General features: G+C 37.5%; 27 protein-coding genes. 3 read left to right on the top strand and 24 right to left on the bottom strand.

Going from position 1 to position 24,292, the window contains the following annotated elements; all coding sequences use genetic code 11:
* Positions 1–165: 165 nt before the first annotated feature.
* From AC0VYJ_RS03050 to AC0VYJ_RS03015, 8 genes are all read right to left on the bottom strand, one after another.
* The gene (locus AC0VYJ_RS03050) at positions 166–2,061 is read right to left on the bottom strand and encodes a PrkA family serine protein kinase (RefSeq protein ID WP_226616162.1); all 1,896 of its coding nucleotides are present in this window, start codon (positions 2,059–2,061) and stop codon (positions 166–168) included.
* Positions 2,062–2,226: 165 nt separating this feature from the next.
* Positions 2,227–2,532, bottom strand: a complete 306-nt coding sequence (locus AC0VYJ_RS03045; protein ID WP_194220052.1) for an antibiotic biosynthesis monooxygenase family protein — start codon at positions 2,530–2,532, stop codon at positions 2,227–2,229.
* A 1,101-nt stretch (positions 2,533–3,633) separates the two neighbouring features.
* The gene (gene trmL / locus AC0VYJ_RS03040) at positions 3,634–4,107 is read right to left on the bottom strand and encodes a tRNA (uridine(34)/cytosine(34)/5-carboxymethylaminomethyluridine(34)-2'-O)-methyltransferase TrmL (protein ID WP_194220053.1); all 474 of its coding nucleotides are present in this window, start codon (positions 4,105–4,107) and stop codon (positions 3,634–3,636) included.
* Between the two features lie 65 nt (positions 4,108–4,172).
* Complete coding sequence (locus AC0VYJ_RS03035; RefSeq protein ID WP_430243145.1) at positions 4,173–5,060, bottom strand: amidase domain-containing protein; 888 nt, start codon at positions 5,058–5,060, stop codon at positions 4,173–4,175.
* A 55-nt stretch (positions 5,061–5,115) separates the two neighbouring features.
* Positions 5,116–5,745 carry a YczE/YyaS/YitT family protein gene (locus AC0VYJ_RS03030; protein ID WP_475366495.1) on the bottom strand — a complete coding sequence of 210 codons (630 nt, stop codon included), beginning with the start codon at positions 5,743–5,745 and terminating at the stop codon, positions 5,116–5,118.
* A gap of 205 nt (positions 5,746–5,950) precedes the next feature.
* On the bottom strand, positions 5,951–6,487 hold the full coding sequence (locus AC0VYJ_RS03025; RefSeq protein WP_475366494.1) for a methylated-DNA--[protein]-cysteine S-methyltransferase: 537 nt from the start codon (positions 6,485–6,487) through the stop codon (positions 5,951–5,953).
* 66 nt (positions 6,488–6,553) lie between these two features.
* Positions 6,554–7,693 carry a tRNA epoxyqueuosine(34) reductase QueG gene (queG, locus tag AC0VYJ_RS03020; RefSeq protein ID WP_475366493.1) on the bottom strand — a complete coding sequence of 380 codons (1,140 nt, stop codon included), beginning with the start codon at positions 7,691–7,693 and terminating at the stop codon, positions 6,554–6,556.
* Between the two features lie 30 nt (positions 7,694–7,723).
* Complete coding sequence (locus tag AC0VYJ_RS03015; protein WP_475366492.1) at positions 7,724–9,418, bottom strand: ABC-ATPase domain-containing protein; 1,695 nt, start codon at positions 9,416–9,418, stop codon at positions 7,724–7,726.
* Between the two features lie 83 nt (positions 9,419–9,501).
* On the opposite strand from AC0VYJ_RS03015, the gene AC0VYJ_RS03010 reads away from it, so the two are divergent.
* Together AC0VYJ_RS03010 and yvfG are read left to right on the top strand one after the other, a co-directional pair.
* Entirely contained in the window at positions 9,502–10,170 is a 669-nt protein-coding gene (locus AC0VYJ_RS03010) for a B3/B4 domain-containing protein (protein ID WP_475366491.1), read from the top strand.
* Positions 10,171–10,441: 271 nt separating this feature from the next.
* On the top strand, positions 10,442–10,663 hold the full coding sequence (yvfG, locus tag AC0VYJ_RS03005; RefSeq protein ID WP_098446367.1) for a protein YvfG: 222 nt from the start codon (positions 10,442–10,444) through the stop codon (positions 10,661–10,663).
* A gap of 39 nt (positions 10,664–10,702) precedes the next feature.
* Here yvfG and AC0VYJ_RS03000 read toward each other — a convergent pair whose 3' ends face one another.
* The 7 genes from AC0VYJ_RS03000 to AC0VYJ_RS02970 form a co-directional block, all read right to left on the bottom strand.
* Complete coding sequence (locus AC0VYJ_RS03000; protein ID WP_475366490.1) at positions 10,703–11,404, bottom strand: DsbA family oxidoreductase; 702 nt, start codon at positions 11,402–11,404, stop codon at positions 10,703–10,705.
* Positions 11,405–11,816: 412 nt separating this feature from the next.
* Positions 11,817–12,794, bottom strand: a complete 978-nt coding sequence (locus AC0VYJ_RS02995) for a hypothetical protein (protein WP_475366489.1) — start codon at positions 12,792–12,794, stop codon at positions 11,817–11,819.
* Positions 12,795–12,946: 152 nt separating this feature from the next.
* On the bottom strand, positions 12,947–13,717 hold the full coding sequence (locus AC0VYJ_RS02990; RefSeq protein WP_475366488.1) for a hypothetical protein: 771 nt from the start codon (positions 13,715–13,717) through the stop codon (positions 12,947–12,949).
* 24 nt (positions 13,718–13,741) lie between these two features.
* On the bottom strand, positions 13,742–14,602 hold the full coding sequence (locus AC0VYJ_RS02985) for a hypothetical protein (protein ID WP_475366487.1): 861 nt from the start codon (positions 14,600–14,602) through the stop codon (positions 13,742–13,744).
* Positions 14,603–14,699: 97 nt separating this feature from the next.
* A complete protein-coding gene (locus AC0VYJ_RS02980; protein ID WP_475366486.1) occupies positions 14,700–15,242 on the bottom strand; it encodes a DUF4352 domain-containing protein in 543 nt (180 codons plus the stop codon).
* Between the two features lie 154 nt (positions 15,243–15,396).
* Positions 15,397–15,744, bottom strand: a complete 348-nt coding sequence (locus AC0VYJ_RS02975; protein WP_475366485.1) for a hypothetical protein — start codon at positions 15,742–15,744, stop codon at positions 15,397–15,399.
* Between the two features lie 342 nt (positions 15,745–16,086).
* Positions 16,087–16,539: a helix-turn-helix domain-containing protein gene (locus tag AC0VYJ_RS02970; RefSeq protein ID WP_475366484.1), complete on the bottom strand. Its 453-nt coding sequence runs from the start codon at positions 16,537–16,539 to the stop codon at positions 16,087–16,089.
* A 615-nt stretch (positions 16,540–17,154) separates the two neighbouring features.
* On the opposite strand from AC0VYJ_RS02970, the gene AC0VYJ_RS02965 reads away from it, so the two are divergent.
* On the top strand, positions 17,155–17,706 hold the full coding sequence (locus AC0VYJ_RS02965; RefSeq protein WP_475366483.1) for a tyrosine-type recombinase/integrase: 552 nt from the start codon (positions 17,155–17,157) through the stop codon (positions 17,704–17,706).
* A gap of 1,120 nt (positions 17,707–18,826) precedes the next feature.
* Here the strand turns inward: AC0VYJ_RS02965 and AC0VYJ_RS02960 are convergent.
* The 9 genes from AC0VYJ_RS02960 to AC0VYJ_RS02920 form a co-directional block, all read right to left on the bottom strand.
* Positions 18,827–19,114 carry a hypothetical protein gene (locus AC0VYJ_RS02960; protein ID WP_475366482.1) on the bottom strand — a complete coding sequence of 96 codons (288 nt, stop codon included), beginning with the start codon at positions 19,112–19,114 and terminating at the stop codon, positions 18,827–18,829.
* Positions 19,114–19,266 carry a hypothetical protein gene (locus AC0VYJ_RS02955; protein ID WP_475366481.1) on the bottom strand — a complete coding sequence of 51 codons (153 nt, stop codon included), beginning with the start codon at positions 19,264–19,266 and terminating at the stop codon, positions 19,114–19,116. The genes AC0VYJ_RS02960 and AC0VYJ_RS02955 overlap by 1 nt, the downstream gene beginning before the upstream one ends.
* A gap of 95 nt (positions 19,267–19,361) precedes the next feature.
* Positions 19,362–20,012: a hypothetical protein gene (locus AC0VYJ_RS02950; protein ID WP_475366480.1), complete on the bottom strand. Its 651-nt coding sequence runs from the start codon at positions 20,010–20,012 to the stop codon at positions 19,362–19,364.
* Positions 20,012–20,428, bottom strand: a complete 417-nt coding sequence (locus AC0VYJ_RS02945) for a hypothetical protein (protein ID WP_475366479.1) — start codon at positions 20,426–20,428, stop codon at positions 20,012–20,014. The genes AC0VYJ_RS02950 and AC0VYJ_RS02945 overlap by 1 nt, the downstream gene beginning before the upstream one ends.
* Positions 20,429–20,470: 42 nt before the next feature.
* A complete protein-coding gene (locus AC0VYJ_RS02940; protein WP_475366478.1) occupies positions 20,471–20,947 on the bottom strand; it encodes a hypothetical protein in 477 nt (158 codons plus the stop codon).
* On the bottom strand, positions 20,944–21,198 hold the full coding sequence (locus tag AC0VYJ_RS02935; protein WP_475366477.1) for a helix-turn-helix domain-containing protein: 255 nt from the start codon (positions 21,196–21,198) through the stop codon (positions 20,944–20,946). The genes AC0VYJ_RS02940 and AC0VYJ_RS02935 overlap by 4 nt, the downstream gene beginning before the upstream one ends.
* A 1,209-nt stretch (positions 21,199–22,407) precedes the next feature.
* Complete coding sequence (locus tag AC0VYJ_RS02930) at positions 22,408–22,656, bottom strand: hypothetical protein (protein WP_475366476.1); 249 nt, start codon at positions 22,654–22,656, stop codon at positions 22,408–22,410.
* A gap of 140 nt (positions 22,657–22,796) precedes the next feature.
* A complete protein-coding gene (locus AC0VYJ_RS02925) occupies positions 22,797–23,450 on the bottom strand; it encodes a hypothetical protein (protein WP_475366475.1) in 654 nt (217 codons plus the stop codon).
* A 29-nt stretch (positions 23,451–23,479) separates the two neighbouring features.
* Positions 23,480–24,121: an HNH endonuclease gene (locus AC0VYJ_RS02920; protein ID WP_475366474.1), complete on the bottom strand. Its 642-nt coding sequence runs from the start codon at positions 24,119–24,121 to the stop codon at positions 23,480–23,482.
* Between the last annotated feature and the right edge of the window lie 171 nt (positions 24,122–24,292).

Raw genomic sequence — 24,292 nt, 5'->3', positions numbered from 1 at the left:
TACATTTCATATTCTCACCACTCACTTCCATCGTTATAGCAGCATTCCATTCCATTCCACGAACCAAGAAAATTTCTTATTTTAAGTATATTCACCCATTTCATACATAGCGCTCCTTATCGCAGCATAAAAAGAAGCATACCTAAAGAGGCATGCTTCTTCTAATTATCGATTTAGGAGACTACCTACATAACGTAGGAGTTCATTGGCTGAAATTGAATTATATCCATGCTCATCGATGAGACGTGCGATAACCTCATTGATTTTCTTGAGCTGATTTTCATTTGGTGTTTTGGAGGACGTCGTTATTTTCACTACATCTTTTAAATCAGCAAACAACTTTTTCTGAATCGCTTCTCTCAAACGTTCATGAGAATTATAATCGAATTTCTTACCCTTTCTGGCATAAGCAGAGATACGAATGAGAATTTCTTCTCTAAATGCTTTCTTCGCATTTTCTGAAATGCCAATCTGTTCTTCAATTGAACGCATAAGCTTATCATCCGGACTCATTTCCTCTCCAGTAAGAGGATCGCGGAGCTTATTTTTATTACAATACGCTTCAACATTATCAAGATAATTATCCATTAGCGTCTTTGCACTCTCTTCATAAGAGTAAACAAAAGCTTTTTGTACTTCTTTCTTTGCAATTTCATCATACTCTTTGCGCGCAATGGAGATGAAATTCATATACCGCTCTTTATCTTCTTTTGAGATAGAAGCATGTTGATCAAGTCCATCTTTCAATGAACGAAGAACATCCAGGGCATTAATTGACGGTACTTCTTTTCTAATAATCGTAGAGGAAATTCGGTTAATAACATAACGCGGATCAATCCCGCTCATTCCCTCATCCGAATGCTCTTTATGAAGTTCATCCACATCTACCTGATTAAAGCCTTCTACAATTTCTCCATCGTAGAGTCGCATTTTCTTAACAAGGTCCACTCCCTGACGATTCGTATCTTTTAACCTCGTCAAAATAGAGAAAATAGCAGCTACTCTAAGAGCATGTGGGGCAATGTGCACATCGGCTACATCACTTTCACGAATCATCTTCTCATAAATACGCTCTTCCTGACTCACCTTTAAATTATATGGAACCGGCATAACGATAATACGAGAGTGTAAAGCCTCATTCTTTTTATTTGATATAAAAGAGCGATACTCTGCTTCGTTCGTATGCGCTACAACAAGTTCATCAGCAGAAATTAGCGCAAAGCGCCCAGCCTTAAAGTTTCCTTCTTGAGTCAGTGAAAGCAAGTGCCACAAAAATTTCTCATCACATTTCAGCATCTCCTGAAATTCCATCATTCCACGATTGGCTTTATTTAATTCTCCATCGAATCGATAAGCTCTCGGATCAGACTCTGATCCAAATTCCGCTATCGTTGAGAAATCAATACTTCCTGTTAAGTCTGCAATATCTTGAGACTTGGGATCTGAAGGACTAAATGTACCAATACCTGTCCGCTTATCCTCGTTAAAGAAGATACGCTCTACCATCACATCTTCAATACGACCACCATATTCTTGCTCAAGGCGCATTACGTTTAGTGGGGAGAGACTTCCTTCAATTCGGATCCCGTATTCATCGTGGAATTCATCTCTCAAATGATGTGGTATAAGGTGCAGTGGATCTTCATGCATAGGACAACCTTTAATTGCATAAACAGCACCAGAATCTTCATGAGAATATTTCTCCAATCCTCTTTTCAGCACCGTAACAAGAGTTGATTTACCACCACTTACTGGACCCATCAACAAGAGAATACGTTTTCTGACATCTAACCTTTTGGCAGCAGGGTGAAAGTATTCCTCTACCAGACGTTCGATTGCTTCCTCAAGTCCATAAAGCTCTTCAGAGAAGAAAGAATAACTTCTTTTCCCATCAACCTCATCAATCCCTGCATCTCTTATCATATTATAAACACGTGAATGAGCTGACTGCGCTACTTCAGGTCGTTCCCGGATAATGTCTAAATACTCGCTGAAGGTTCCTTCCCACTTCAGCCGCCTCTCTTCTTCTCGATGCTGCTGGATTTTACGTAAGATATCCATTAAGAGCCCCCTCCAAGTTTGGTTCATCGGATTTAATACATGTTATGCGGGGATGTCCAATAACATTCGGCTTTCTTTCCAATGATTCAATCGAGTATTTAGGGGGTTTCTACTCAGTTATGGAAAAAGCACAAAATAAAAGAACCGGTTGCCCGGCTCTCATCCTTACGTATGATAAACTACTGTAAATTCGCTTAGTTCATTTCCTGTGGCTGGAGATTTCTCTTTGGATTCGCGCTTTTCTTTATGAGCGTTCTTAAATGAATCGGAGTGCACCCAATTCTGATAAGCCTCTTCACTTTCCCATTTCGTAAATACAATAAGCTTTCCGTTTTCAGCCGACTGTTCAAGAAATAGAAACTCTAAGCAACCATCAACGTTCTTCATACTATCAGCACTTTTCCCAAAACGCTGCTTCATCATGTCTTTTGCTTCATCAGGGACCTTCAATTCATTCATCACAACATACATAAAATAAATCCTCCTTTAGGTTTCTCTCTCTATCCTATCGAATAACGACGTTTTTTTCCAATTCAAACAACTCCTCACTACAAGAATTCCCCTCAAAACATTCACACCTTCCCGCACATGGTTTATAATGAGAGTTAGATTTGGACACAATTTTACCTGAGGAGGATGAGACCATGAGTTTCCTGGGTATTTTAGTAGTAATCCTAGCTTTCCTAGCAGCCATCTTTACAGCTGGCTACAACGACCGACCAAGCAAAACCAAAAAAGGTAGTAGGTAACACGAAAAGCGAAAGTGGGCGGTTAGACACGGCAGGCACTGGAGCCTTTTCATTTGAACACGTTTTTTGTGTTCAGTTGAAAAGGTGAAGTGACCGAGTGTCTGCCCACTGCAGCTAGACATGAAAAGCGAAGACGAGCGTTTAGAAACGGAGATATTGGAACTCTTGAACTAGAACACGCCTTTTGTGTTCTGGTGAAAGAGTGAAATATCGTAGTTTCTGCGAGTCGTAGCTAGACATGAAAAGCGAAAGTGGGCGGTTAAATCCGCAGGGCGTTGGAACCCATGAGAATGAGACGCTTTTTGTCTCAATCGATTGGGTGAAACGACCGGAGGATTTGCCCACTGCAGCTAGACACGAAAAGCGAAAGTGGGCGGTTAGACACGGCAGGCACTGGAGCCTTTTCATTTGAACACGTTTTTTGTGTTCAGTTGAAAAGGTGAAGTGACCGAGTGTCTGCCCACTGCAGCTAGACATGAAAAGCGAAGACGAGCGTTTAGAAACGGAGATATTGGAACTCTTGAACTAGAACACGCCTTTTGTGTTCTGGTGAAAGAGTGAAATATCGCAGTTTCTGCGAGTCGTAGCTAGACACGAAAAGCGAAAGCGCCCGTTTAGCCTCGACAAGCGCTGGAGCCCTTTAAAAAGAACACGGTCTTTGTGTTCAGTTTAAAGGGTGAAGCGATCGAGAGGCTGGGCGCTGCAGCTAGACACGAAAAGCGAAGGCGAGCATTCAGAAACAAAGTTTTTGAACTCTGAAACGCGCTTAAACTTCTATCAAAAAAAGAACGACTTTCAGCTCTTTGCTGAAAGTCGTTCTTTTTTATTTCATTCCTGGATAACTTTGCTGTCTTAGTGCTTCATATACCATAATAGCAGCAGTATTTGAAAGGTTGAGAGCACGAACATGATCTGTCATCGGGAGACGAAGACAACGCTCTTTGTTATTTTCAATCAACTCGTCTGGTAAACCATTCGTTTCTCTTCCAAAAACAAAATACGTATTCTCATTCACATCTGAGTAATCAAAGTCAGTATGTGTATTGGTACCGTATTTCGTAATATAATAATATTCTCCACCCTGGTTCTTTTCAAAGAACTCCTCTAGAGAATCATAATAATGTACATCAGCATATTGCCAGTAATCCAAGCCCGCACGTTTCAACATTTTATCGTCTGTCGAAAACCCTAGTGGGCGAATTAGATGTAGACTTGTATTTGTTGCTGCACATGTTCTAGCTATATTCCCTGTATTCGCTGGTATTTCAGGCTGAAACAGTACAATATTTAAAGACATATTCATTCACCTCCACTTCAAAACAATACTATTATAGCATGTTTTAGATTGGGAGATATCATTCTCTAATCCTCAATATGAAAAAACTTATACTTAATTTCAGGCGTCCATGCTGTAGAATCTTCATAGGCCCAATAGCGCATCCTGCTATTTGTTGTATGAGCATTGACAAGAGGATACCCCTTCTCATCATTATCTACGACGAAAGTAGTATGTTGCCAGTGGCCATCTCCATCAAAGTCATAACAAATAATATCTCCAGGAATGAGATCATCAGGATTCGCTACTTCACGAGCTCGAAGACCACTCTTCGAGCTACTTAAATGCCACCTAAGCGCATGAGCTACAGTCCATGAATAGCTCCAGTTATTTCCTTTCATCCACCATCCCTTAGTGCGATCTGGGTAACCACGCATAGGGGCTTTTCCTGCATGAAGACACTGAGAAATATAATTTGTACAATCTACATCAAACGACTGATAAGACGGATTCGCATCATCCCACCATCTCTCAGCATATTTCAGGGCTGATAACCGATCATAATAGGAACCTTTCAGACGAGCATCACCGCTGTCTTTACCTTCTGCTACTTGAAGTGTTCCTCCCTCTATCTCAGCTGATCGATCAAGAATAAGTTCACCCTCCACCATTTTTGCCAATCTCTTTTCAAGTCGTTCTTCCTGATATAGTTTCTCTCCCTGTTTAATAAGAAACTGCTGATGAAGAAGATATTCATAAAGTTGGCTCGTCGAGACTGTCTTTTTTCCCAGGAGGATCCCTTTATTTTTTATACGAATAACAGATGCTCCTCTATTTTGGCTCTGTTTACGATAACGGTTGACTGCTTCTTCCTCCTCTGAAGGCCTGGTTCCTATTCTTGAGTGATCCGTTCCATTTAGTAAGCAAGTCGCTTGTTCTTTCCAGAAAGATTTCAACTGGTCTCCCCACACCATATGCGTCCCCCCTCATCGCACTTTATGACAGGGGAATCAAACACATGACTTGGAATCAGGAATGGTTTACAGCTGGCTCTGCTGAAGGGTGTGTTATTTTCTTGAGTAATTTATCAAACCAACCAACAAGAATACCAAGCAGAAGCACTTCTACAAAGGTACCAGCACCAATTGGCCCGCCTAACAAGAATGCCAGAACAAACGCAAGTGCTTCTGTTAATGTCTTAGTAATACCAATACTCCAACCCGTTCTTTCTGTTAGGGCAAGCATGAGTTCATCGTTTGGAATAGATGCAAGAGATGCAAATAAGTACACTGCAATTCCAAGACCCATGATAACTAATCCAATCAGAAATAAGATCCACCTGGTAACGATTCCATCAACATCAATGAAAGTGAGAATTTGTAAATTCAAGAGGTCAACAAACAATCCTAGAAGAATAATTGGAATAAAACCAGCTAGGTTTGGTTTCCTCATCATAATAAGACTATTGATAAAAATTAAAATACCACCAACAATAAACACCCATGTTCCAACAGTAAACCCTAGTTGGTCAGAAAGCGCAACGTAGAGAGCATCCCATGGGGCAATTCCAACATCGGCATTAATTAATAGGACAACACCAAAGGCTAATGTAAATAATCCCGCTACGTAGATCAAACTTTTGGATAAAAAGCTGTTCATAATGTTCACTCCTCATATGAGGGCTTGAAACTAAAAGCTGTATCAAATTGCTCTCATTCTTCGCCCTAGATATTTTAGTATCTCTTTTTTTGAATGCATTTGCTATTTTACAAGAAACGAAGTTCTTTTTATAACTTTATGCCTAAGTCTAAAAAATCAAAAAAGCCAGTTCGCTATCAAGATAGCGAACTGGCACTATATATTGTTACGGTAGAACGGCATGCATCGAATGCTGCTGTTCAAGTGATAATAAATATTCTTTTTTATCTACACCGCCACCATATCCAACTAAAGCACCATTGCTTCCTATTACTCTGTGACACGGTACAATGATTGGAAGTGGATTTCGATTGTTAGCTGAGCCTATGGCTCTAACAGCCTTTTGTGCCGAAATACCAACAGCTACATCTCGATAAGACCGGGTTTCACCATATGGAATTTCCGAAAGGTTGTTCCATACTTTCTGTTGAAAAATCGTTCCTATCTTATCAAGCTTTAGATCAAAGAACCTTCTTTTTCCACTGAAGTATTCTTCCAGTTGCATGACGATGGGTTCGATTATATCAGAATTGAAAACAAGGTCCGCTTTGACATGATGTTTTTTATACCATGTTTCAGCAGCAGGCAGCACATCCTCAGGGCAACCAAAATCGAGCCTACTAACTCCATTAGGACTAGCAAACAATGTTATTGCACCTATAGGCGATAGAAACTCCCCATAATGAATCACTTGTTTATCCATTCTATCCCTTCTTTATTATACATTTTTCACTATCTTACAACGCATTCAATCGTTTGACCATCAGCATTAAGTCTTATTTTCAAGCATAGACAAGCCTTTAGCGATCTCATCTGCCACATCCTTGTCATTTTCTCTCAATTGCTCATTTATAAGGGCATTAAAGGCCTTCTCGCCACCTATTTTCCCAAGCGCCCAGGCCGAAGTGCCGCGGATCACCGGACGAGGATCTTTTTCCATCACTTCAACCAGTGTATCAATAGCTGTTTCATCTTTATAATGAGCAAGAGCAAGAATAGCATTTCGTTGAATAGGCTTCTTTCCTCTCCACGAACCAGCCGCTTGACCAAACTGAGACTTAAATTCACGATTGGACATTGTTAGAAGTGGTATGAGTTTTGGTTTTACCATTTCTGGATCTGGTTCGAGTTCAGGATGATGATGAAAATCTTTTCCTTTGTTTTTGGGGCAAACGAGCTGGCAGGTGTCACACCCATATAATCGGTTTCCTAATTTAGTACGGTATTCATCAGGTAAAAAACCTTTCGTTTGCGTAAGAAAAGCGATGCATTTATTCGCGTTTAGCTGCCCCCCTTCAATTAAGGCACCAGTCGGACACGCGTCTACACAAATATTACAGTCACCACACCCTTCCTCAACAGGCTCATCAGGTTCTATATTTAGATCGGTGATCATTTCACCAAGGTAAACCCAAGAACCAAATTCTTTTGTTATGGTCATTGTGTTTTTACCGCTAAAACCAATGCCGGCTCTTTCAGCTACAGCTCGATCAGAAAGTTCGCCAGTATCGACCATCGAGCTCGTTCTAGCCTCTGGAACCTTTGATTTAATATATGCATCTAAAAGGAAGAGTTTCTCTCTAAGGAGGTGATGATAATCAACTCCCCATGAAGCACGACAGAAAAGTCCTCTTCGTTCGCCCTTCTTACTCCTAGGGCTATCTTTCATTCTCGAAGGATACGCAATGGCAATTGATATAATCGTTGTTGCACCGCTTAGCAATAGCTCAGGTTCTGTTCTCTTTTCTATATCAGATTCCTCGAAGCCTGACTGATAACCTAGCTCCTGCTGACGCTTTAAGCGTTGCTTAAGGGTTTTAAAAGGATCTGCTGCCGCGAAGCCTATCTTATCAATCCCAATCGTTTTACTGTATGCCACAATATCAGCTTTTAATTGTGCGTTTGTCATTAGTTTCCCCCCTTCCTATTTGGGAGTGTATTATTTAATTTTTAGCGTTCGAATTCGATTTAAAACGGCCGCCATTTCTGTTCTCCTAATTCGAGCAATATCTCCTGGATGCTGATTCTTATATAGTGAAAAAGAACCAAGTCCCTCTGTGTTTATTTTCTGATCAATGAAATCAAGAAGTTCTGGAATCGACTTATCTCCTAGCTTATGATTTCTTTCCAGAAAATGAAGGACGTCAGCGGCAAAACGCGTTTGACTTGGATCTACAAGCTGTTCTACTTGAAGTAGTGAAATATCTGTATGACCAAATTGAATATGATGCACTCCGCGGGCAGTCACTTTCGATTTCTTTCCCTTTTGGCTGTTTAAGCTATTCTGCTCAGGTACTCTCTTTCTTGCCTCTCCGAATTTTTCTCCACCTTCTTGTCTGCGTGCCGATTCTTGTACGATTGATCGAGCTTGATCCGTTACGTCGTATGGAAGGTAGTTCTCCATTAAAATCACCTGATCAGCTACATCAAAGTAGTCTCCAGATCCGCCCATAACAAGTACGGTTGATATATGATGTTCTGTACGTAGTTGCTTCACACGATCAATGAATGGTGTAATGGGTTCTTTCTCTTTCGCAACTAACTGCTGCATTCGATAGTCTCGAATCATAAAATTAGTCGCGCTTGTATCTTCATCAATTAATAACGTATCTGAACCCGCTTCGATCGCCTCAATGATATTGGCTGCCTGGGACGTACTTCCACTGGCATTCTCAGATGTGAAAGACCGCGTATCTTTTCCATATGGGAGATTGTTTATAAATGGCGAGATGTCTACTCCAGTTACCTTTCGACCATCTTCAGAGCGAATTTTCATTGCCTGGTGGTTTGTAATAACATACTCTCTACCATCCCCTAAAATATGATCATATACGCCATGCTCCATTGCATGCAAGAGGGTACTCTTTCCATGATAACCACCGCCAACAATTAATGTAATACCTTCCTTAACAGCCATTCCTTGTAATGGCTCAGTACGGTGTGGGATTGTTAAAGACACTTCCATGCTTTTAGGTGATTGGAATTGCACTGCCTCATTTTTCATAGGACGATCGCTTATCCCGCTCTCGCGGGGTAATATAGATCCATTCGCTACAAATCCGACATATCCGTTTTGGGTAAGTTGTTCACGAATGGCCTCTTGTTGGTCTGCTAAATGCAATGCCTCTAAGATTATTCGTTTGTTTAATGCAAAAACAGAATTCTTCACAATGTCTGGCAGCTGATGCAGAAGCAAGTTTATAGCCTGTCTGCCAAGAACTTTTCTGCCTTGTGCAGGTAATCCTATTGATAGACAAATCGTAATAGATTCCTCTGTCACGCTCACTGCTGCCCTCTCAATAACCTTTTGACCAGGTATATCGATTGAGACCAATCCACTTTTCCCAGTGCCTTTCGCATGCCTCTCAGTCCTTCTAATGGCCTCTCCTACTTTTCTAGCAATCATATCTTCTGTTCGAACTCTTCTTACAGCCGAATCGAACCACTCAGGCTCTACGATCGTTTTCTTACGTGGGATGATGATTCTTATCCGAGAAGGACTAGCAAAAGGGTCTCCCTGGACATAATCGATGTAAAGGGTGTAATCCGCAAAATCATAGTGCCCACTAATGTCTTTATATGCTTTATATCCTTTTCCATCAATACGCTCTAATTGTTTTCTAAGTTTATTCATAAATGAGGCAAGCCTCCTTATAAGCTTCAAATTTAGGTATATGATAAAATGAACGAAAAAATATATGTTAGGAGAAAAGTGTGATGACAAGTATAATTCTCGCTCCATCTATTAAAAAGACATATCCTGATTTTAAAATTGGTTATGCTATTTACCATAATATCGTTGTTGAAAAGTCGCCGCAAATGGTGCGCGGTCGCTTTCAGTTCTATCAGGAAACATTGATGATGGATCTTGAGCAGACAGACCTGCTCACTTTTCCTGCTATCTCAGAGTGGCGTTCCATTTTCAAAAAGTTCGGGACGGATCCCGCCAAATATCGACCGTCCTCAGAAGCCCTATTACGCCGGTTAAAGAAAGGGTCTTCGCTACCTCTCGTTCACTCTGCTGCAGACATCAACAATCTTCTGTCGCTTCAATACAAAATTCCAATTGGTATCTATGATCTTGATCAAGTTGAAGGAGATATTACAATCGACATTGGTAGTGAGACGACTGCATATGAGGGCTTAAATGGACGTGAGGTAAGCTTCAACAACAAAATCCTCTCACTTGATCACAAAGGAGCGTTCGGAAGTCCTATCGTTGATTCTAAGCGAACAGCTATAACGGAAGAAACCAAGCATGCCATTCAACTTTTCTATCTTCAACCTTCGCTCCCTGTTTCAGAAGGTGAAAAGCTTGTAACTGCCTCAGCAGAAATGTTTAATCAAATTCACGGAGGAGACTTCTTAAGCGGGGTTTCAAGTTAAAGAAAGCAAACATAAAAAAACGCAACGCTTCGTTAATTTTAACGAAACACTGCGTTGGGTAAATGGTGAAAATTCGAGGAATTTCTACAATCCTCGCTGATGTAGATAGAATACCACAGAACATATGAAAGAAACAACACATTTTTCATATTTTCTTTACAAACGTCTCTCATCACGACAGAGCTAATAGAATTTTACTCTTCATAATCCGTTTGACGTCCTGATGACGATCACCCTATAATCAGAATGACAGACAGAAAGGAGAAATCATATGGAACCATTCTCAACACCATTTTTCGAAGAAAATTTTCGCCAATACATACAAAAGAATCGTGATGTATTTTCAAAATTAGAAGCAATGAATAGCTATTATCGATCAGTTGTTTCATCAATGATCTATGACAACCTTAACAAAAACTCAGAAATAGTTCGTCGCATTCGCAACCTTGATTCAGCTTACAAAACGATTAAACAAGAAAATACAGACGCATAAGAAAAAGCTCTCTTTACAATAAGAGAGCTTTTTTACGTTTTATTTAGGAAGATCACAAGAGTCAGCAGAACACGCTTCTGCATTGCCACCGACTACTTCAAGATTATTTCCTTCTCCCCAGGCCTTCTCAACGGCCTGTTCAAACATTTCAACAGGCTGAGCACCTGACACGGCATATTTACCGTCAAATACAAAGAACGGTACGCCCTGAATGCCAAGCTGACTTCCCATAGCTTCATCGTTGCGAACTTCTTTCGTAAATTCTTCAGTCCCTAGCATACGTTTTATATCCGCAGCGTCTAGCCCAAGTTCTTCACCAAGTGATGCAAGCGTTTCATGATCACCAATATTTTTCGATTCGGTAAAGAAGGCATAAAAGAGACGTTCTGACATTTCATTACTTTTACCATGCTCTGTCGCATAGTGAACAAGACGATGAGCATCAAATGAATTCGTTGGAATCATTTTATCGAAATCATACGTTAGGTTTTCTCCAGCAGCTTGCTGCCTCATATTCTCACACATACCCTGAGCTTGTTCTAGACTGACATTGTATTTCCCTGCTAGAAGCTCAGCCATGCTTTCCCCATCCGATTCTTTCGCATTAGGATCAAGTTCAAAGCTTTTAAAGACAACTTCTACTTGATCACGCTGTGGAAAAGCCTGAAGCGCACTTTCAAGACGTCTTTTTCCTATATAACAAAATGGACAAACGAAATCGGACCATACTTCAATTCTCATCGAATCACTCTTTCAGTAAATTGTTTTATCTATCTTATACTTGTATTTTATCACCTCTACTTTTAAATGAGCAGGAATTTGCTCAGTGAGTCATTGAAAACTAGTGATATCAAATAAGAGAAGGAATTAAAAAGAATACAAAAAAGACTTCAACGAGAACGTTGAAGTCTTGTAATAACGTATGTAATGGTACCGGTGGTCGGGTTCGAACCGACACTCCTCTCGGAACACGATTTTGAGTCGTGCTTTGAGTTTCGTTAATTCTATAAAGGTTGAGAAACCGTGATATTACTGTATATTCGAACGTTAATTGTGGTTTTCTTCACGTCAATATTCATACGACTAATGTACAATGTTCATTATAGTACGATTCCTTAAATATTTCAATTAGCTTTTATTGAGAGTGTAAATATTAGGAAAGAATAACTTTATTAAACCATTTAATTAATTCCTCTTTATTGTCTTTTACATATATTTGATTTAATTCATCATTTGATAAGATAAAATTGTATAACTCTCTTATATAGTTGTCCAAATTAACTGATATTTCATATTGTTTTTCAATATCCCTATACTTTTTAGGTAACTTGTCTCCATGCACATTTGCAGACCGTATAGAATAGGCGACTTTGATGAATTTAAATATCTTGTCTCTCGAAGAGTAATCATTTCCAAGAATCCTTGCAATCCTCTCGGAAATTTTATGACTTATCTCTTGATTATCAGTAGATAATAATGTTTCCAAAGCAGTGCAATAAGTAGAAATCCTATTAGGTAAAAATGACTGACCTCTTGCTGATTGTAGAAAGTAAATAAATCGTTCTATTCTATTTGCATGGGTAGTAACAATATGGGCAGTTTGTTTATGACTCAAATTAGCAGTATAGCCATCTTCAAAGTTCATCCTATGTTCTTGTAATCCTTCTATTAACTCTTCATAAGTGAATTTTGTATCTCCAGTTTCACCTTTAGAATTAAGGTAATAAATAGTTCTCGAATTAGAAGATACTGATGTTTCTTCGAGATTGTCTTGTTTATCATCATATATGTAAATAAAACCTTGTTCTGTTCTAAGACTATTATCTTTTATTGCCCACAATGCGGAAGGCAGGGTTTGGCCTAATCCCATAAAGTAATTTAAAAGTTCCACCCTTTCTTTTTTATCTTTTTCTTCTTCTAACGAGTAATGACCTTCAGCATAGATATATGGGCCTTCTAATAAGTCGTTATATTCTAATGAACCGATTCCTTGCATAAAAACTTCATCAAAAATCTTTTTGATTCTATCCTTACTTGTCGAGAGTCTTATATTCTCTATTATATGTAATCCCCTATTTAAAGTCCTATTAATTTCAAGGCCATATATCCTGGCAATAAAGAAGTATTTCATTTTCCATCTCCTTACTTTAATAGTATTCTTTTATAATAAAGAACTGAATAGCTGTTCTTTCCAAAAGATAATTTATCCTTCCAATCTTAATCTTGATATTTGAGTTTCTTCCATTATATATCCTCTTATTTTGGATAAGTAAATATCCTAAATTACTTATCTAATAACCATGTTTCTAATCTGTTCTTATAATTAGCTATATCATCAAAACTCAAACTGTTTGATGTATAACCTTCCGGCATTATTTTAACGAGATGATTGAAATACTCTACGAATGAAATATCGAATGAAATCAATTTCTTTTTCCATTCATCAATATTAATAGTTTCTCTAGTAATCATTAAGGGTCTCATACCATTACTTAACACTGTCGGAAAAAATTCATTATCAAGTAGCCCTAATCCATCAATGTGGTATGTTCCACGATGTTTCAGATAGTTATACTTCTTTCGTATTTGAACCGTCAATTCAGAATTAAAATATCTTTTCACAAATTCAAAGGTATTGGTTTTATTAGCTAACCATAACTGGTACCTCAAGGATTCTAGGTTACAATTCTTTGTAGCTTCTAAATACCGGTTTTTATCTTGTATCATTTCCTCTTCATCACTTCCATAATAGAGATACAAAAACTGCCATGATAAATCGATACAATAGTTATAGTGTGCCATTGAATCGAAGAAGAATTTTTCTTGAATATATCTCGTAGTCATCTCATTCGATTTGATGAATACTTTATTTAAGCCTTCAAGGTCAGACAATTCTAATGAACTTCTAGCATGATTGAATTGGATTAACACATCAAAAATCTTATGTCCGGCTAATATTTCATTAGGAAGGTGCCTTGCATACTGAGGGATGTGCGTAAAATAGCTTCTCCATTTTTCAACATTGTAAGTTTGATATAACTCTTTCACGTCCATATCTATCACCCCAATTGAATCAATTTAATCTGAATCAAATAATCGACTTGGATTGGTTAAATAAGATTGTACAATTTTTGCAAACTTTTTATCTGGATGAGAACCATTTATTACTTCTCCCTCAATATCTGCAAGCACTTTTCGGAACTCTTCGTTCATTGCGAACACTCTTAAACTTGGAGTTGCCGAAGCTGTAAATAAGTTAACAAAACCAAGGTGACTGTAAACTGACAATTCTATAAGTTTTCTGTGTGTCACTGAAATCAATGAACCTTTGGATTCATTTGTTTCACTATCATGTTTACGATAAAATTCTAAGCATTCTTTCAAATTAAGTTCATTGTTATTTTCATTTGAGTGAACTAACACAATAAAGATAAACAATGTATCTTTTGGTATCCTTTTAATAATACTCTTCAAATAACTTTCATTAAAATTAGCTTCTAACTCCTTATCACCGTTGCCATCTGTAGGTTGGATTAAGCTTTGGACTTGGAGAGGTATATTAGCAATCCCATCATCCACGATAACTTTCATGTCATCAATACTTTCTTTTATAGATGTTACATCACCTTTAAACTCTTCCATAATTTTCTCTATTTCACTAACATTCGAAAGTTGATTTGTTGCTTTCTCAATTTCATGTGCAGATTTATCAAGTTTGTGAGTTGCATTTTCATAGGTGCTACTTTGATAAAACGAATAAATTATTGCTATAACGGCAAGTAGTATTGAAACTATTGTTCCTGCAAACCCAACATGTGAAACCATATTACTAGCCTCACCACCGAAGTAGAAAGCAGTGAGACCCGAAATAATTAATACCAAAATACTGATTGAATACCAAAAATCCTTTTTATCTGGGAAACTGTTCTTCTTCTCCATATAATCACCCCATAGTTTTACATTATTTCACCATATACTCACTAGTGAATATGACAACTCTTATATTCTAAAAAAGAGAAGCCCGAAGGCTTCCCGTTTATTCTGGTGAGATTTCCCACGTGACTTGTTCATCAGTCCATGAGAATGTTGGTTCGTAAATCAGTTCATAAGTGTCGCCTTCAGGTACGTCATAAGTAAGTGTACCACTAAGTTTCTTACCTTCGTTTACGTCACCACTTATGTCTAAGTCGTCACCACCGAAGTACATTTCTAAGGCATTGCCGTCCATGTCGTAAATGTTGAATTCACTAGAATCAAAGTATATCTTATCGTCTTTGTTGTTAGTTACGTTTACTTCCATCTGTAGAATCTTACCTGCTTCGGAAGGTGAATATTCACTAGCTTCAATGTACTTAGCAGAAGCGATAGTAATTTCTAGCCCGTTAAGGTCTACTGTGTCGCCCACTTTGAAAGTCTTATCCTCGACTGTTTCTTCTTGTTTAGCGTCGCCTTCACTTTCACCTACTTTAGTTCCTGAATTAGATGAATTGTCACCGCCACCTGTTGCTACAGCGATAATAATTCCTAGAACCACTAAACCAATGATTCCAAAACAACCAATTTTGAAAAACTTCTTCATACTTTCTCCCCCTTGAAGAATTATGTAATTTGTTATAAATGTAAAATTTGTTTTTACATTACATATTTTCATGATACAGGATATCAAACAACAATACCACTATTTTATTGGAAAAAAGAGGGTATTATGTTAGTTCTTTAGACTTTCCGTTGTATTAAGCTATATCTTTAATTCCAGATATTTGTGAACGTATTTCTTTGGCAATAACTGATTCATAATCCTCCAATAAGAATCCCGTGTTGATGACATCTTTTCTGGATACCAGTACGTTCATTTCTTCTATTATCCCTCTATCAATATCCAATACTTCCACAACCCTATTCACTCCTACTTCATACAATGTAGCCACATCATGAACATTCATATATTCATACGATGTATCTAATAACTCTTCCACTTTGATTGAGATGGCTTGTTGCCGTTCCAACTCCTTATCCGCTTTCTCCTTTAGCTTTTCATCACTCTTGATTTCTTTTACAGTATATAGGTCAATTACTCTCATTATACTTACCTCCTAATTAATGAAGAAACTCGGGAATAAACAATACTTATTAACAATATGAATCCCAAAACGTCGTGGCGGAAACCTGGTCTAATGTCTTACTTTAATATTGTAAATAACTAGATTAATTACTTAGTATTTTGTATACCTGAGGAAGTGTTTTTCTTCCTCATGGTTTTGTCCATCCATTATTAATTGATTCTCATTAGTGATTCTCATTAGTTGATTCTTATTATGTTATAGAATGAGTAACCAACTTTTCGTGTTTTCGTAATGGGCTTTTAAAAAGTTTTGTTGTGACCGGTTATAAAGTCTATAAGTGGGCTATCACAATAAATGTGTTTAACCCTCTATCCTCGCTAATTCCATAACCCTTTCTAGTTCTGTTTTCTTCTTCTTCGGCTTACGTGGTGGGTTCTTGATTGTCTCAATTTTTCCTTTGAACTTCTTAACTTGTGATATTGGTAGAATCTGATACAAATTAGCTGAATGCCCTGCTTCGTTCCTGTATTTAAAAACCTTCATAATCGGCTTTCCATCAACTTCTACTTTCAATATCTTCTTAATGTCATTGTTCACTGTGGCTACCGTTGCCCCTACGTCTTCGGCTAGTCTTTCCTGTGATGGATAGGCGAAACCTTCTTCGTTCATAAAAGAAGCGATAGCAAGAAACGTGAATCCTGCCCCTCGTCCTAAAAGTGATGCTAGTCCCGTATTGTAGAACGATTTTTGCACTTGGTAGAATACTTCCTCTGCTGAAATTTTGCTTTCTTTCTTTTCCTCTGTTTGTTCCATGCGTAATAATTCCCCTTGTCTTTGGTGTGATTTACTCAACTAAGTGCAGCTAAACCGTTAACCGCCCATTCTCTACTCTCCTAAATTCGTCTACTCTGTTTTGCAGAACGTCCTCAACAACGTTCTGCCATTAGTTGTAGGAAGTCATCAGGCTTATTTGTGACAACCTCTTATATACCGATTGTGGGAAACGTAGGGGAATCGTGATAACTATTGTAAGAAGTCCCACTCGAAGGTTATTTTTTGGTAGCGAAAATTTTCATAACGATATTGATAATATGTAAAGGGTAAAACCTTGATACCCCCTATGGGATAACGTTAGTTAATTTGTACAATGACGCACCCGACGGATTTTCATAACGTAGCTATGGTTCACTCGTTCGACCAGACGTAACTACCCCCTGCCTCACCCCTATGGCGGGGTAAAGTGTTAAAGTGATTAATCATCTTCATCTATATTTGTCCAAGAATATGAATGTAAGAAATCATAATAAAAACATACATTCAATATGCTTTGTTCATTGATGTATCGTTATTTTAGTGATATTCTAGCATTAGATTAAAAAAACGTACATTCATTTCCTTTATTATAAAGGGATGAAGGAGGATATAAGAATGAATCAAGTTAAAGACGTTCAACCAATTAGAGACAAGGAATTATTAGAAGATATGAAGTGGAGTTTAAAGAGACATTGTAGTGAACGTGATTACATATTGTTTCTTGTTGGTATTAATACAGGGCTTCGTGTTGGTGACTTGTTAAGGTTGAAGGTGAAGCAGATTAAGAGGAAGAAGCAGGTTAAGATACTGGAAGGTAAGACAAAGAAGGCACGGACAATCTACCTTTCTAGTATCTATGAGGAATTACAGGACTATATCAATACAGTAGATAGTGAGTGGCTATTTCCTTCACGTAAAGGAGATAAGGCTATAAGCACCACACAGGCATACAGGGCATTGAATAAAGCAGGGGATATGGTAGACATTCCAGACGGCATAGGGACTCATACAATGAGGAAGACGTTCGGATACTGGTACTATAAACAACATAAGGATTTATCATCATTACAGGATATGCTTAATCATGCACACCCTAACATCACTAAACGTTATATTGGAGTATCGGAAGAAGAGAAGGAAGAGAGAATGAAAAACTTTAAATTGTAGATTGAAAGCACGGGCTTACTTAAGTCGGTGCTTTTTCTTATACGGTGAAGTAGATGATTCTACTTTTATTGTGCGATTTGATTCCTATTTCATTCTTAGTAACCCCCTAACAAATAACACAAGAGTATAGATTAGGGTACCTTCTAGTGTGCCTTAAACCTAGTTGTGACATGTATTCAACCAATATAGTACACATATGAGATATACGGAGTTTGTGTCCTTACGGGGCAATATACGCATATGTTTTACTCGTCATACTAATATCTCGTCCGTCTCTAACCGTCCCCATAAGTATACTGTGTAGCTGGTGTGCGATGTACATCTCTAACGGTGAAGTATCATCATTATCTATAATTATCTAAGGGGAATTACTTGCCGACTAAAATTAGAACACTAACTCCCATCCCTTCAACTGAAAAAAGTTAGATGTATATATGGGCTTCTCTCAAACACGCTTATTGCTGCATAATCCATACTGTAAATTAGACATTAAAAAAGGACAAAAACCCAGTCAAGAGTCTCCTTCATATTTGCTTCTATCTCCAGGCTTAACAACAACTTTGAATGAGATTGGGTGTTATACCCTTCAATCGTTAAAATATCCTAAATTAAGCCTGTTGTGAAGGGCTTTATAGACTTTAAAACTGTTGTTACTTACCTCTATTGCTATTCGCTTTTCTGTATGATTTTTTCCTAGTTTGTTCCCTACAAAAACTGCTGCAATATCTCGCCCCTCTTGAAGTCGGTTTGAATACATTCTCACAACGTTTACATGGTTTATTAGAGAAGATTGTTTTCGTCTTCTTAGCTTCCTGTTGTGGGTCTACAAACTTATTAAAGTAATCGCATTGTATGTCCTCCTTTGGTACTTCATAACCTCGATATGTGAAGCCCGATACTAGCGGACATTCAATATCTCTTATCAAACACATTCCTTCTTTGTAATTAGCACAACTTTTCTTGACTTTCTTTTTCCGATTCATTTTAGACAATCCCCCTTCATTTTTGAATAATAATTTTCAAGTTTAGATATACAAAAAAGAGACGCGGTTAAGCGTCCCTAATTGATTGGATACATTCAATTCCCTAATGAGTACCCCCGATATGTAAGAAAGGCGTTTTATTCGCCTTCCTGTTTTCTAGTTGTGTATCCTGCGGACATCTTCTCCATTGGTGATAGACTAGCTAAATCTCTTCCTTCAAACGGGTTTTTAACTTCCGCCAGGTCTTTCTTAGGATTTAGTTTTTCGTAACCCTCTGCCATGCGTTGACTAGTATTCTTAGTAGTTCCAACATTGATTGCAGGGGCTTCACCTTTGTTTACAAACTCATTATACAATTCATGGGCTTCCGTATCGCCATTCAATGCCCTCTCTTGAAGTTCTCTAATCTGTAATTTATTACTCATTACAATCTACCGCCTTTCAATTCTGAAATTATGTTTTCTAGTGTGGCTAAGTCGTCCACGTTCTGGATATGAAGCACAAACAATGCTAGTGCTTCATCTTGTAGCTTTCTTGCTTTACGTCCTCTGTAAAGTGCTTCTTTAAATTGTTCCATGTGTTAAATTCCTTTCTAAATTGTATTGACGAAGGGAAAGGAGTGAGAATCCCTTCCGCCGTTTTCCTGTCCGTTCTTGTGAGTGTCTTTTTTAATTACTTTTTCTTCTTCTTAAACTTATCTTTGTTCTTCTCTGTTGCCTTCGGCATTTCTCCGTTAATTGCTTTTCTTAGTTCTTCTGGTGTTACCATTGGTGAATAACGTCCTTCTATCTGATGTCTAATATTAAGTGATAATGTAAAGTGGTCTTGTGGATTGTAGCCGTGTCTAGTAAGTCCTACGCGACGAATAACCTCTTGGAAGTTCTTACGGAAGTTAACATTATAATCATGCTTCTTTTTGTCGTACTCAACTAGCTTGTTAAGGTATTGGATTTTCAACTGGTTAAGTTCGTCAAAGATAACGTCAAATTCTTCGCCCTCGTCCTTTTGGAAGTCTCTGATTTCCTGTTGTACTGCTTCTTGTGCCTTATCAAATTCGGCTTGTACAACGTTGTCGATTTGGGACAATTGCAACTGTGCTTGTTGTAGTTCTTCAATAACTTTCTGGTGGTCGCTGCTTAACTTTCGGTTAGGTTCTTTATCCGACAAAATGGACTCTTGCAAGTCGTTTTCTACTGCTTGTCTCATTTGTTCCTTCTCTTGCTTTAAGTCCTCAACCTGTTTAGCTAGTTTCTCTTTACGTGCTTCTGACTTGTCCATCATCTTATTAAGACGCTTGACTGTGTTTCCCTCGAAAAACTTCATTATTTGTTTTCCCCTTTCGGTTCTCCTAATTGAATAGCTTCTAATACTTCTTGTGAATACGTAGCCTTAATGAGTCTATCTGTTTCCCTTATCTGTCTGTTAAGCAAATACAACTCGTTGTGAATGCCTTCTATTCGACTAATAAAAGAAGACAATTCTTGTAGTTCTAAGCGTCCTTTATTTGGCTTGACTAACAGAACGCTAAAACGTGAATTGTCTTCGTCGTATTCATTTAGTTTGTCTAACAAGGCGTTACGCTTTACCTTCTTCTTGTTGAAGTCATTAACGGTTATTTCATAACGTTTTCTGATTCTCTTTAATTGAGATTCGATGTATTTCCCTTCGTGAGTGTTTAACTCGATTGGGTTCAAAGTATAGTTAGTATTTGCTTTAATACTTGCTTTCGGTTTAGACATATACCGTTTCCCCTCTCATTATTGAATATTAATAATCAACTTCTATTCACTTGCTTTGGTGTACAAATTAACTACGTTCTGTTTACTCTGGTTCTCAATCTCTTTTTTATCGTTCTTAACGTCCGAACTATCTTCGAGAAGTTCCTCCAATTCTTTAAGTTGTTCTGGCGTGTATCCATGTTCTTTAGGGTCGCGTTCTTCAACCTTATTAGTAATCTCTTGCTTCTCTGGCTTCATTAAGCCGTGTAGCTTGGCGAATAACTCGCGGTCTTTAAAACTTGTGTGCATGCGTTCGGATACAAGCTGATAAAAGACGGGAATAGAATTCTCTGACATCTCCCTCATGAATTCGGCGTGTAGTTGCTTACCGTGATTGCTATTTTTATAGTTTGATAAGGCTTTACGTCCAACGCCGTTTTCTTTGGCGATTTCCTCCATTGTCTTACCTTCTAATGTCTTTCTGAAATAGTCCTGTAAGATGATTTGTTGCTTTTCATTGAGTCGTGATTCTTTGTTCATTTGTCGAACTTCCCTTCGTTATATTCTGTGATTAATTGTAATGACGCTAGTTGTTCATCTGAAACACCCGAACGCCTTAACTCTCTAATAATGCGGAACTCATTACGCTTGGATATTCTGCGTTCTCCACGTTCAACCATCGCGATTGTATTATGGTAAATCCCTGTTTTCTCCGATAACTCTACAATGGACATTTCAACCATTAACCGTGCCATGCGGATTACTTTTCCGCTTAGTGTAAAATCTGTCATTCTGCTAACCTCCTTTGTCGTGTATGTATGAATTCATTTTGTTACCTCATTGTGTAAATAAGAAAGGGCGGAAAGGGATACCGTAACCCTGACCACCCAAACTCTATGTATTAAGATGAAATTATAGTGAAGTATAGTAGAAGCACTATATAATGTTCCACACTCTTATAGCCTTTTGAACGTGTAAAATACAAGTGTTATTCGTGAAAAAAACACCGGAATAGTTGTTCCATTTTTTAAAGGTAACACTTATAATGAAGTTGTGGAAAATATTAACTTTCCCAAAACGGTATACTAAGTCTAAGTGTCGATTACCAATAACATCCTCTGAATGAATTCAGCCACGAGTTAATTCAATACATTCAGAGGTTTGGTTGTCGATTACTCCCCGCACTACAAAATGAGTACACAAAAAAGCCTTCAACTCCACAAATCGAAGTAAAAGGCTTTTTCATATTCAGAAACATATGGCTTTCTAATAGAATGTAAACAATGAATTATTATCTATAGATTTATTGTTTATGGTTACGAATGAAATGAGTAACACGCCGTAGGCGGTCTTAATCTTTTTTTGATTATTAACAATAAGAATAGACTTATCCTTAAAACCTTTAATCGCTAAAGCGATTTGTTTAAGAAGAAGAATTAATAACGTTTTATATAACTCTCTTTATCTCTCTTAGTTATAGGCATTGTAATAGGGTGTTTTACAAGTGTTCTAATTGTTAAGATTTGGTGACAAAATCAAGGATACGCCTTCGCCCTTACTCTCCCAAAGGGTTTGGCTATTATTACATTTTCGTTACAGAGACCAAAAACACTTGTATACAATTACTTCCATACAACTACTTTCAGCAACATTGTGACACGGGTATTTTAAAAAGCCCTTCATATCAACGTCCTTTAGTCTGGTAAAACACACTATGACTTATTCGTGAAAATGAGTTCGACTCAATATGAAGTCCTCACATTTCTTGTGTGGGCTTTTTTGGTATGTCTAGTGGTTAACCCTTGTATATCATCACATGAACTTACACAAACAATCCTTCAGCGTATCTAGATACCCACAAAATAATTCTGTCGACTTCTTAAAAGGATAGATGAACCACTCCAAACAATCCTAATAACCCTACTAAAATCCCCATAATTGCATTTGCGATGACTCCTGCTTTAACTGACTTTCGTATAAATGAGTACATGTAACATCACCTATCCTATTATTTGATTTACTAGATTTTGAATATCAACTTCTTTACCATCTCTATGTTCTTTAAGGAACTGACAATACAATCTTACAAAAGGTTCGACGTCATACTTGTTTCTTCCAATATGTAAGATAAAACCTTGTTCTACTAATCCATCTATATGAGTTTGGGCTTCAAAAATACTCATACCCCTATTCTTTGCAAGCACTGCAACGTCGATTTCACGAACAGTATCCAGTTTTTTCTTTTTCAATATTAAATCCCCCTATACGTTATCTAATGTAATTGTATAGGAATTTAATTAATTGTCAATATTTGCCATTTACGTAATACGGTGATACGGTTTTCATTTTACATTACTGCATATATTTATTAATATGCTTTTTAAATTTACTAATGTCTCTCTCTAATTGTATATTCCCATTTCTCTTTCCTTTTCGTAAAAATATATACTAAACCGTAAGTTCCAACCCCTATAGATGTACCTATACTGACAAGCATTATAAAGTAGGACATTTCTACATCAACCTTTGCCCCCTTTAATACCGAGGTGAAAGCAGTCATTGTTGCAGCAGTAGTAAGAACAATAAAAGCAAAATAGATTCTTTTGCTTATGCTTGTATCAATACTGTCAGGAGTTGTGGCCTCATCTTCCACATTGACCTGTTTGTTTCTTTCGTATTCTATTATTCTTTTTTCTAGCTTCTCCGATACCTCTATTTTATTCTCTACTGATATAAAATTCGTATCAAATATTTCTCTAATCAAGTCTTCTAAAGTATCTTTCACAGAATTTACATCTTGGTGTTTCACTTTATACTTCCTAGAAACTGAAGCCGATAAAGACTGGAGGATTGTAAGAGAAGGAAGTTCTCCTTCGGATACTGATACAATCAATAAACTAACTAATTCTTGGTTTGCTTGATTGACCTGATTAAAATACTCTTTTTTACTTACTTTATTAACTAAGAAATTTGTTACAAAAAATACAAATAAACCACTTATGATACCTCCTATAATTCCAACTATCCATGGATTTGACCACATAGTTACCCCTCCCCTCTTTACAGATTAGATTAATGTTCTAGTAAACTCTTAAGTTCTTCTTTACTAAGCCATGGCCTCCTTCTATGCATCATACGATGGCAATTGGAACAGACAAGGGCAATGTCCGCTATTCTAGTTATACTTCCTTCTTCAAGTTCTGAAACTGGAATTGTATGATGTCCTTCTATGAAATCCTCACCTATTTCTCCATAATTCTCTTGGAAATCAAAACTGCAAATCTCACAAAACAATCTCCCATTATGTTGTTCCTTGAATTTCTGCTTTTCTAATATAATCACTTTAGGATTTCTTTCTCTGTATATGTGTTGCTTTAGCTTCTCCTTACCCTCACTAAAGCCTAAATCATCCTCTGTTAAGTCAACTCTATTCTCGCTAGGTTGAAAATCCCTCAATCCCCAATGCCCATTACCTTTGCCCATAACGGCATAAAATATATCTTTTGTTCCACCTACCTCACCGTTGTAAATATCACAATCACTAGAGTGTTTATAGATGGTAGTTCTAACCCTGACCTTCCATTCTTTAATTAACATAAGATTCATTATCCCTCTATCTTGAATCATTTGATTAATATCTGATAAAGTCCCATGTCCGCCTAGTCCTTCTAGAACCTCAACAATTTCCTCTAACCATGGTTTAGGTTGTTGCATTAACTTCCCTCCTAATTAAACTTCTTTACAATAAGATACCAAACTATGGTAAGTTGATGTTGACTTTATGGTCTCTAAAATTCTGAATTAATTAGATTTGCTTAGGAAATATTGGACAAAAGAATGACTACCTTATAACACTCAAAAAAAGAGTGCTATAAAATAGCCGTC

The sequence above is a fragment of the Anaerobacillus sp. 63XJN7_5_ISO-PGPR-S23-430 genome (assembly GCF_056173695.1).
The sequence above is the reverse complement of the archived record's forward strand: the minus strand, read 5'-3'. Positions and strand labels throughout refer to the sequence as shown.

Bases quoted from the DNA above. Each gene is read 5' to 3' on its own strand.
- trmL (WP_194220053.1), bottom strand. From the start codon at position 4,107: ATGTCTTTAAATATTGTACTGTTTCAGCCTGAAATACCAGCGAATACA.
- AC0VYJ_RS02985 (WP_475366487.1), bottom strand. From the start codon at position 14,602: ATGGAGAAGAAGAACAGTTTCCCAGATAAAAAGGATTTTTGGTATTCA.
- AC0VYJ_RS03015 (WP_475366492.1), bottom strand. From the start codon at position 9,418: ATGAATAAACTTAGAAAACAATTAGAGCGTATTGATGGAAAAGGATAT.
- AC0VYJ_RS02945 (WP_475366479.1), bottom strand. From the start codon at position 20,428: ATGTCTAAACCGAAAGCAAGTATTAAAGCAAATACTAACTATACTTTG.
- yvfG (WP_098446367.1), top strand. From the start codon at position 10,442: ATGGAACCATTCTCAACACCATTTTTCGAAGAAAATTTTCGCCAATAC.
- AC0VYJ_RS03035 (WP_430243145.1), bottom strand. From the start codon at position 5,060: ATGGTGTGGGGAGACCAGTTGAAATCTTTCTGGAAAGAACAAGCGACT.
- AC0VYJ_RS02925 (WP_475366475.1), bottom strand. From the start codon at position 23,450: ATGTGGTCAAATCCATGGATAGTTGGAATTATAGGAGGTATCATAAGT.
- AC0VYJ_RS03010 (WP_475366491.1), top strand. From the start codon at position 9,502: ATGACAAGTATAATTCTCGCTCCATCTATTAAAAAGACATATCCTGAT.
- AC0VYJ_RS02975 (WP_475366485.1), bottom strand. From the start codon at position 15,744: ATGAGAGTAATTGACCTATATACTGTAAAAGAAATCAAGAGTGATGAA.
- AC0VYJ_RS02970 (WP_475366484.1), bottom strand. From the start codon at position 16,539: ATGGAACAAACAGAGGAAAAGAAAGAAAGCAAAATTTCAGCAGAGGAA.
- AC0VYJ_RS03045 (WP_194220052.1), bottom strand. From the start codon at position 2,532: ATGTATGTTGTGATGAATGAATTGAAGGTCCCTGATGAAGCAAAAGAC.
- AC0VYJ_RS02980 (WP_475366486.1), bottom strand. From the start codon at position 15,242: ATGAAGAAGTTTTTCAAAATTGGTTGTTTTGGAATCATTGGTTTAGTG.
- AC0VYJ_RS02940 (WP_475366478.1), bottom strand. From the start codon at position 20,947: ATGAACAAAGAATCACGACTCAATGAAAAGCAACAAATCATCTTACAG.
- AC0VYJ_RS02995 (WP_475366489.1), bottom strand. From the start codon at position 12,794: ATGAAATACTTCTTTATTGCCAGGATATATGGCCTTGAAATTAATAGG.
- AC0VYJ_RS02965 (WP_475366483.1), top strand. From the start codon at position 17,155: ATGAATCAAGTTAAAGACGTTCAACCAATTAGAGACAAGGAATTATTA.
- AC0VYJ_RS03050 (WP_226616162.1), bottom strand. From the start codon at position 2,061: ATGGATATCTTACGTAAAATCCAGCAGCATCGAGAAGAAGAGAGGCGG.
- queG (WP_475366493.1), bottom strand. From the start codon at position 7,693: ATGACAAACGCACAATTAAAAGCTGATATTGTGGCATACAGTAAAACG.
- AC0VYJ_RS02950 (WP_475366480.1), bottom strand. From the start codon at position 20,012: ATGAAGTTTTTCGAGGGAAACACAGTCAAGCGTCTTAATAAGATGATG.
- AC0VYJ_RS03025 (WP_475366494.1), bottom strand. From the start codon at position 6,487: ATGGATAAACAAGTGATTCATTATGGGGAGTTTCTATCGCCTATAGGT.
- AC0VYJ_RS02920 (WP_475366474.1), bottom strand. From the start codon at position 24,121: ATGCAACAACCTAAACCATGGTTAGAGGAAATTGTTGAGGTTCTAGAA.
- AC0VYJ_RS03000 (WP_475366490.1), bottom strand. From the start codon at position 11,404: ATGAGAATTGAAGTATGGTCCGATTTCGTTTGTCCATTTTGTTATATA.
- AC0VYJ_RS02990 (WP_475366488.1), bottom strand. From the start codon at position 13,717: ATGGACGTGAAAGAGTTATATCAAACTTACAATGTTGAAAAATGGAGA.
- AC0VYJ_RS02935 (WP_475366477.1), bottom strand. From the start codon at position 21,198: ATGACAGATTTTACACTAAGCGGAAAAGTAATCCGCATGGCACGGTTA.
- AC0VYJ_RS02960 (WP_475366482.1), bottom strand. From the start codon at position 19,114: ATGAGTAATAAATTACAGATTAGAGAACTTCAAGAGAGGGCATTGAAT.
- AC0VYJ_RS03030 (WP_475366495.1), bottom strand. From the start codon at position 5,745: ATGAACAGCTTTTTATCCAAAAGTTTGATCTACGTAGCGGGATTATTT.
- AC0VYJ_RS02955 (WP_475366481.1), bottom strand. From the start codon at position 19,266: ATGGAACAATTTAAAGAAGCACTTTACAGAGGACGTAAAGCAAGAAAG.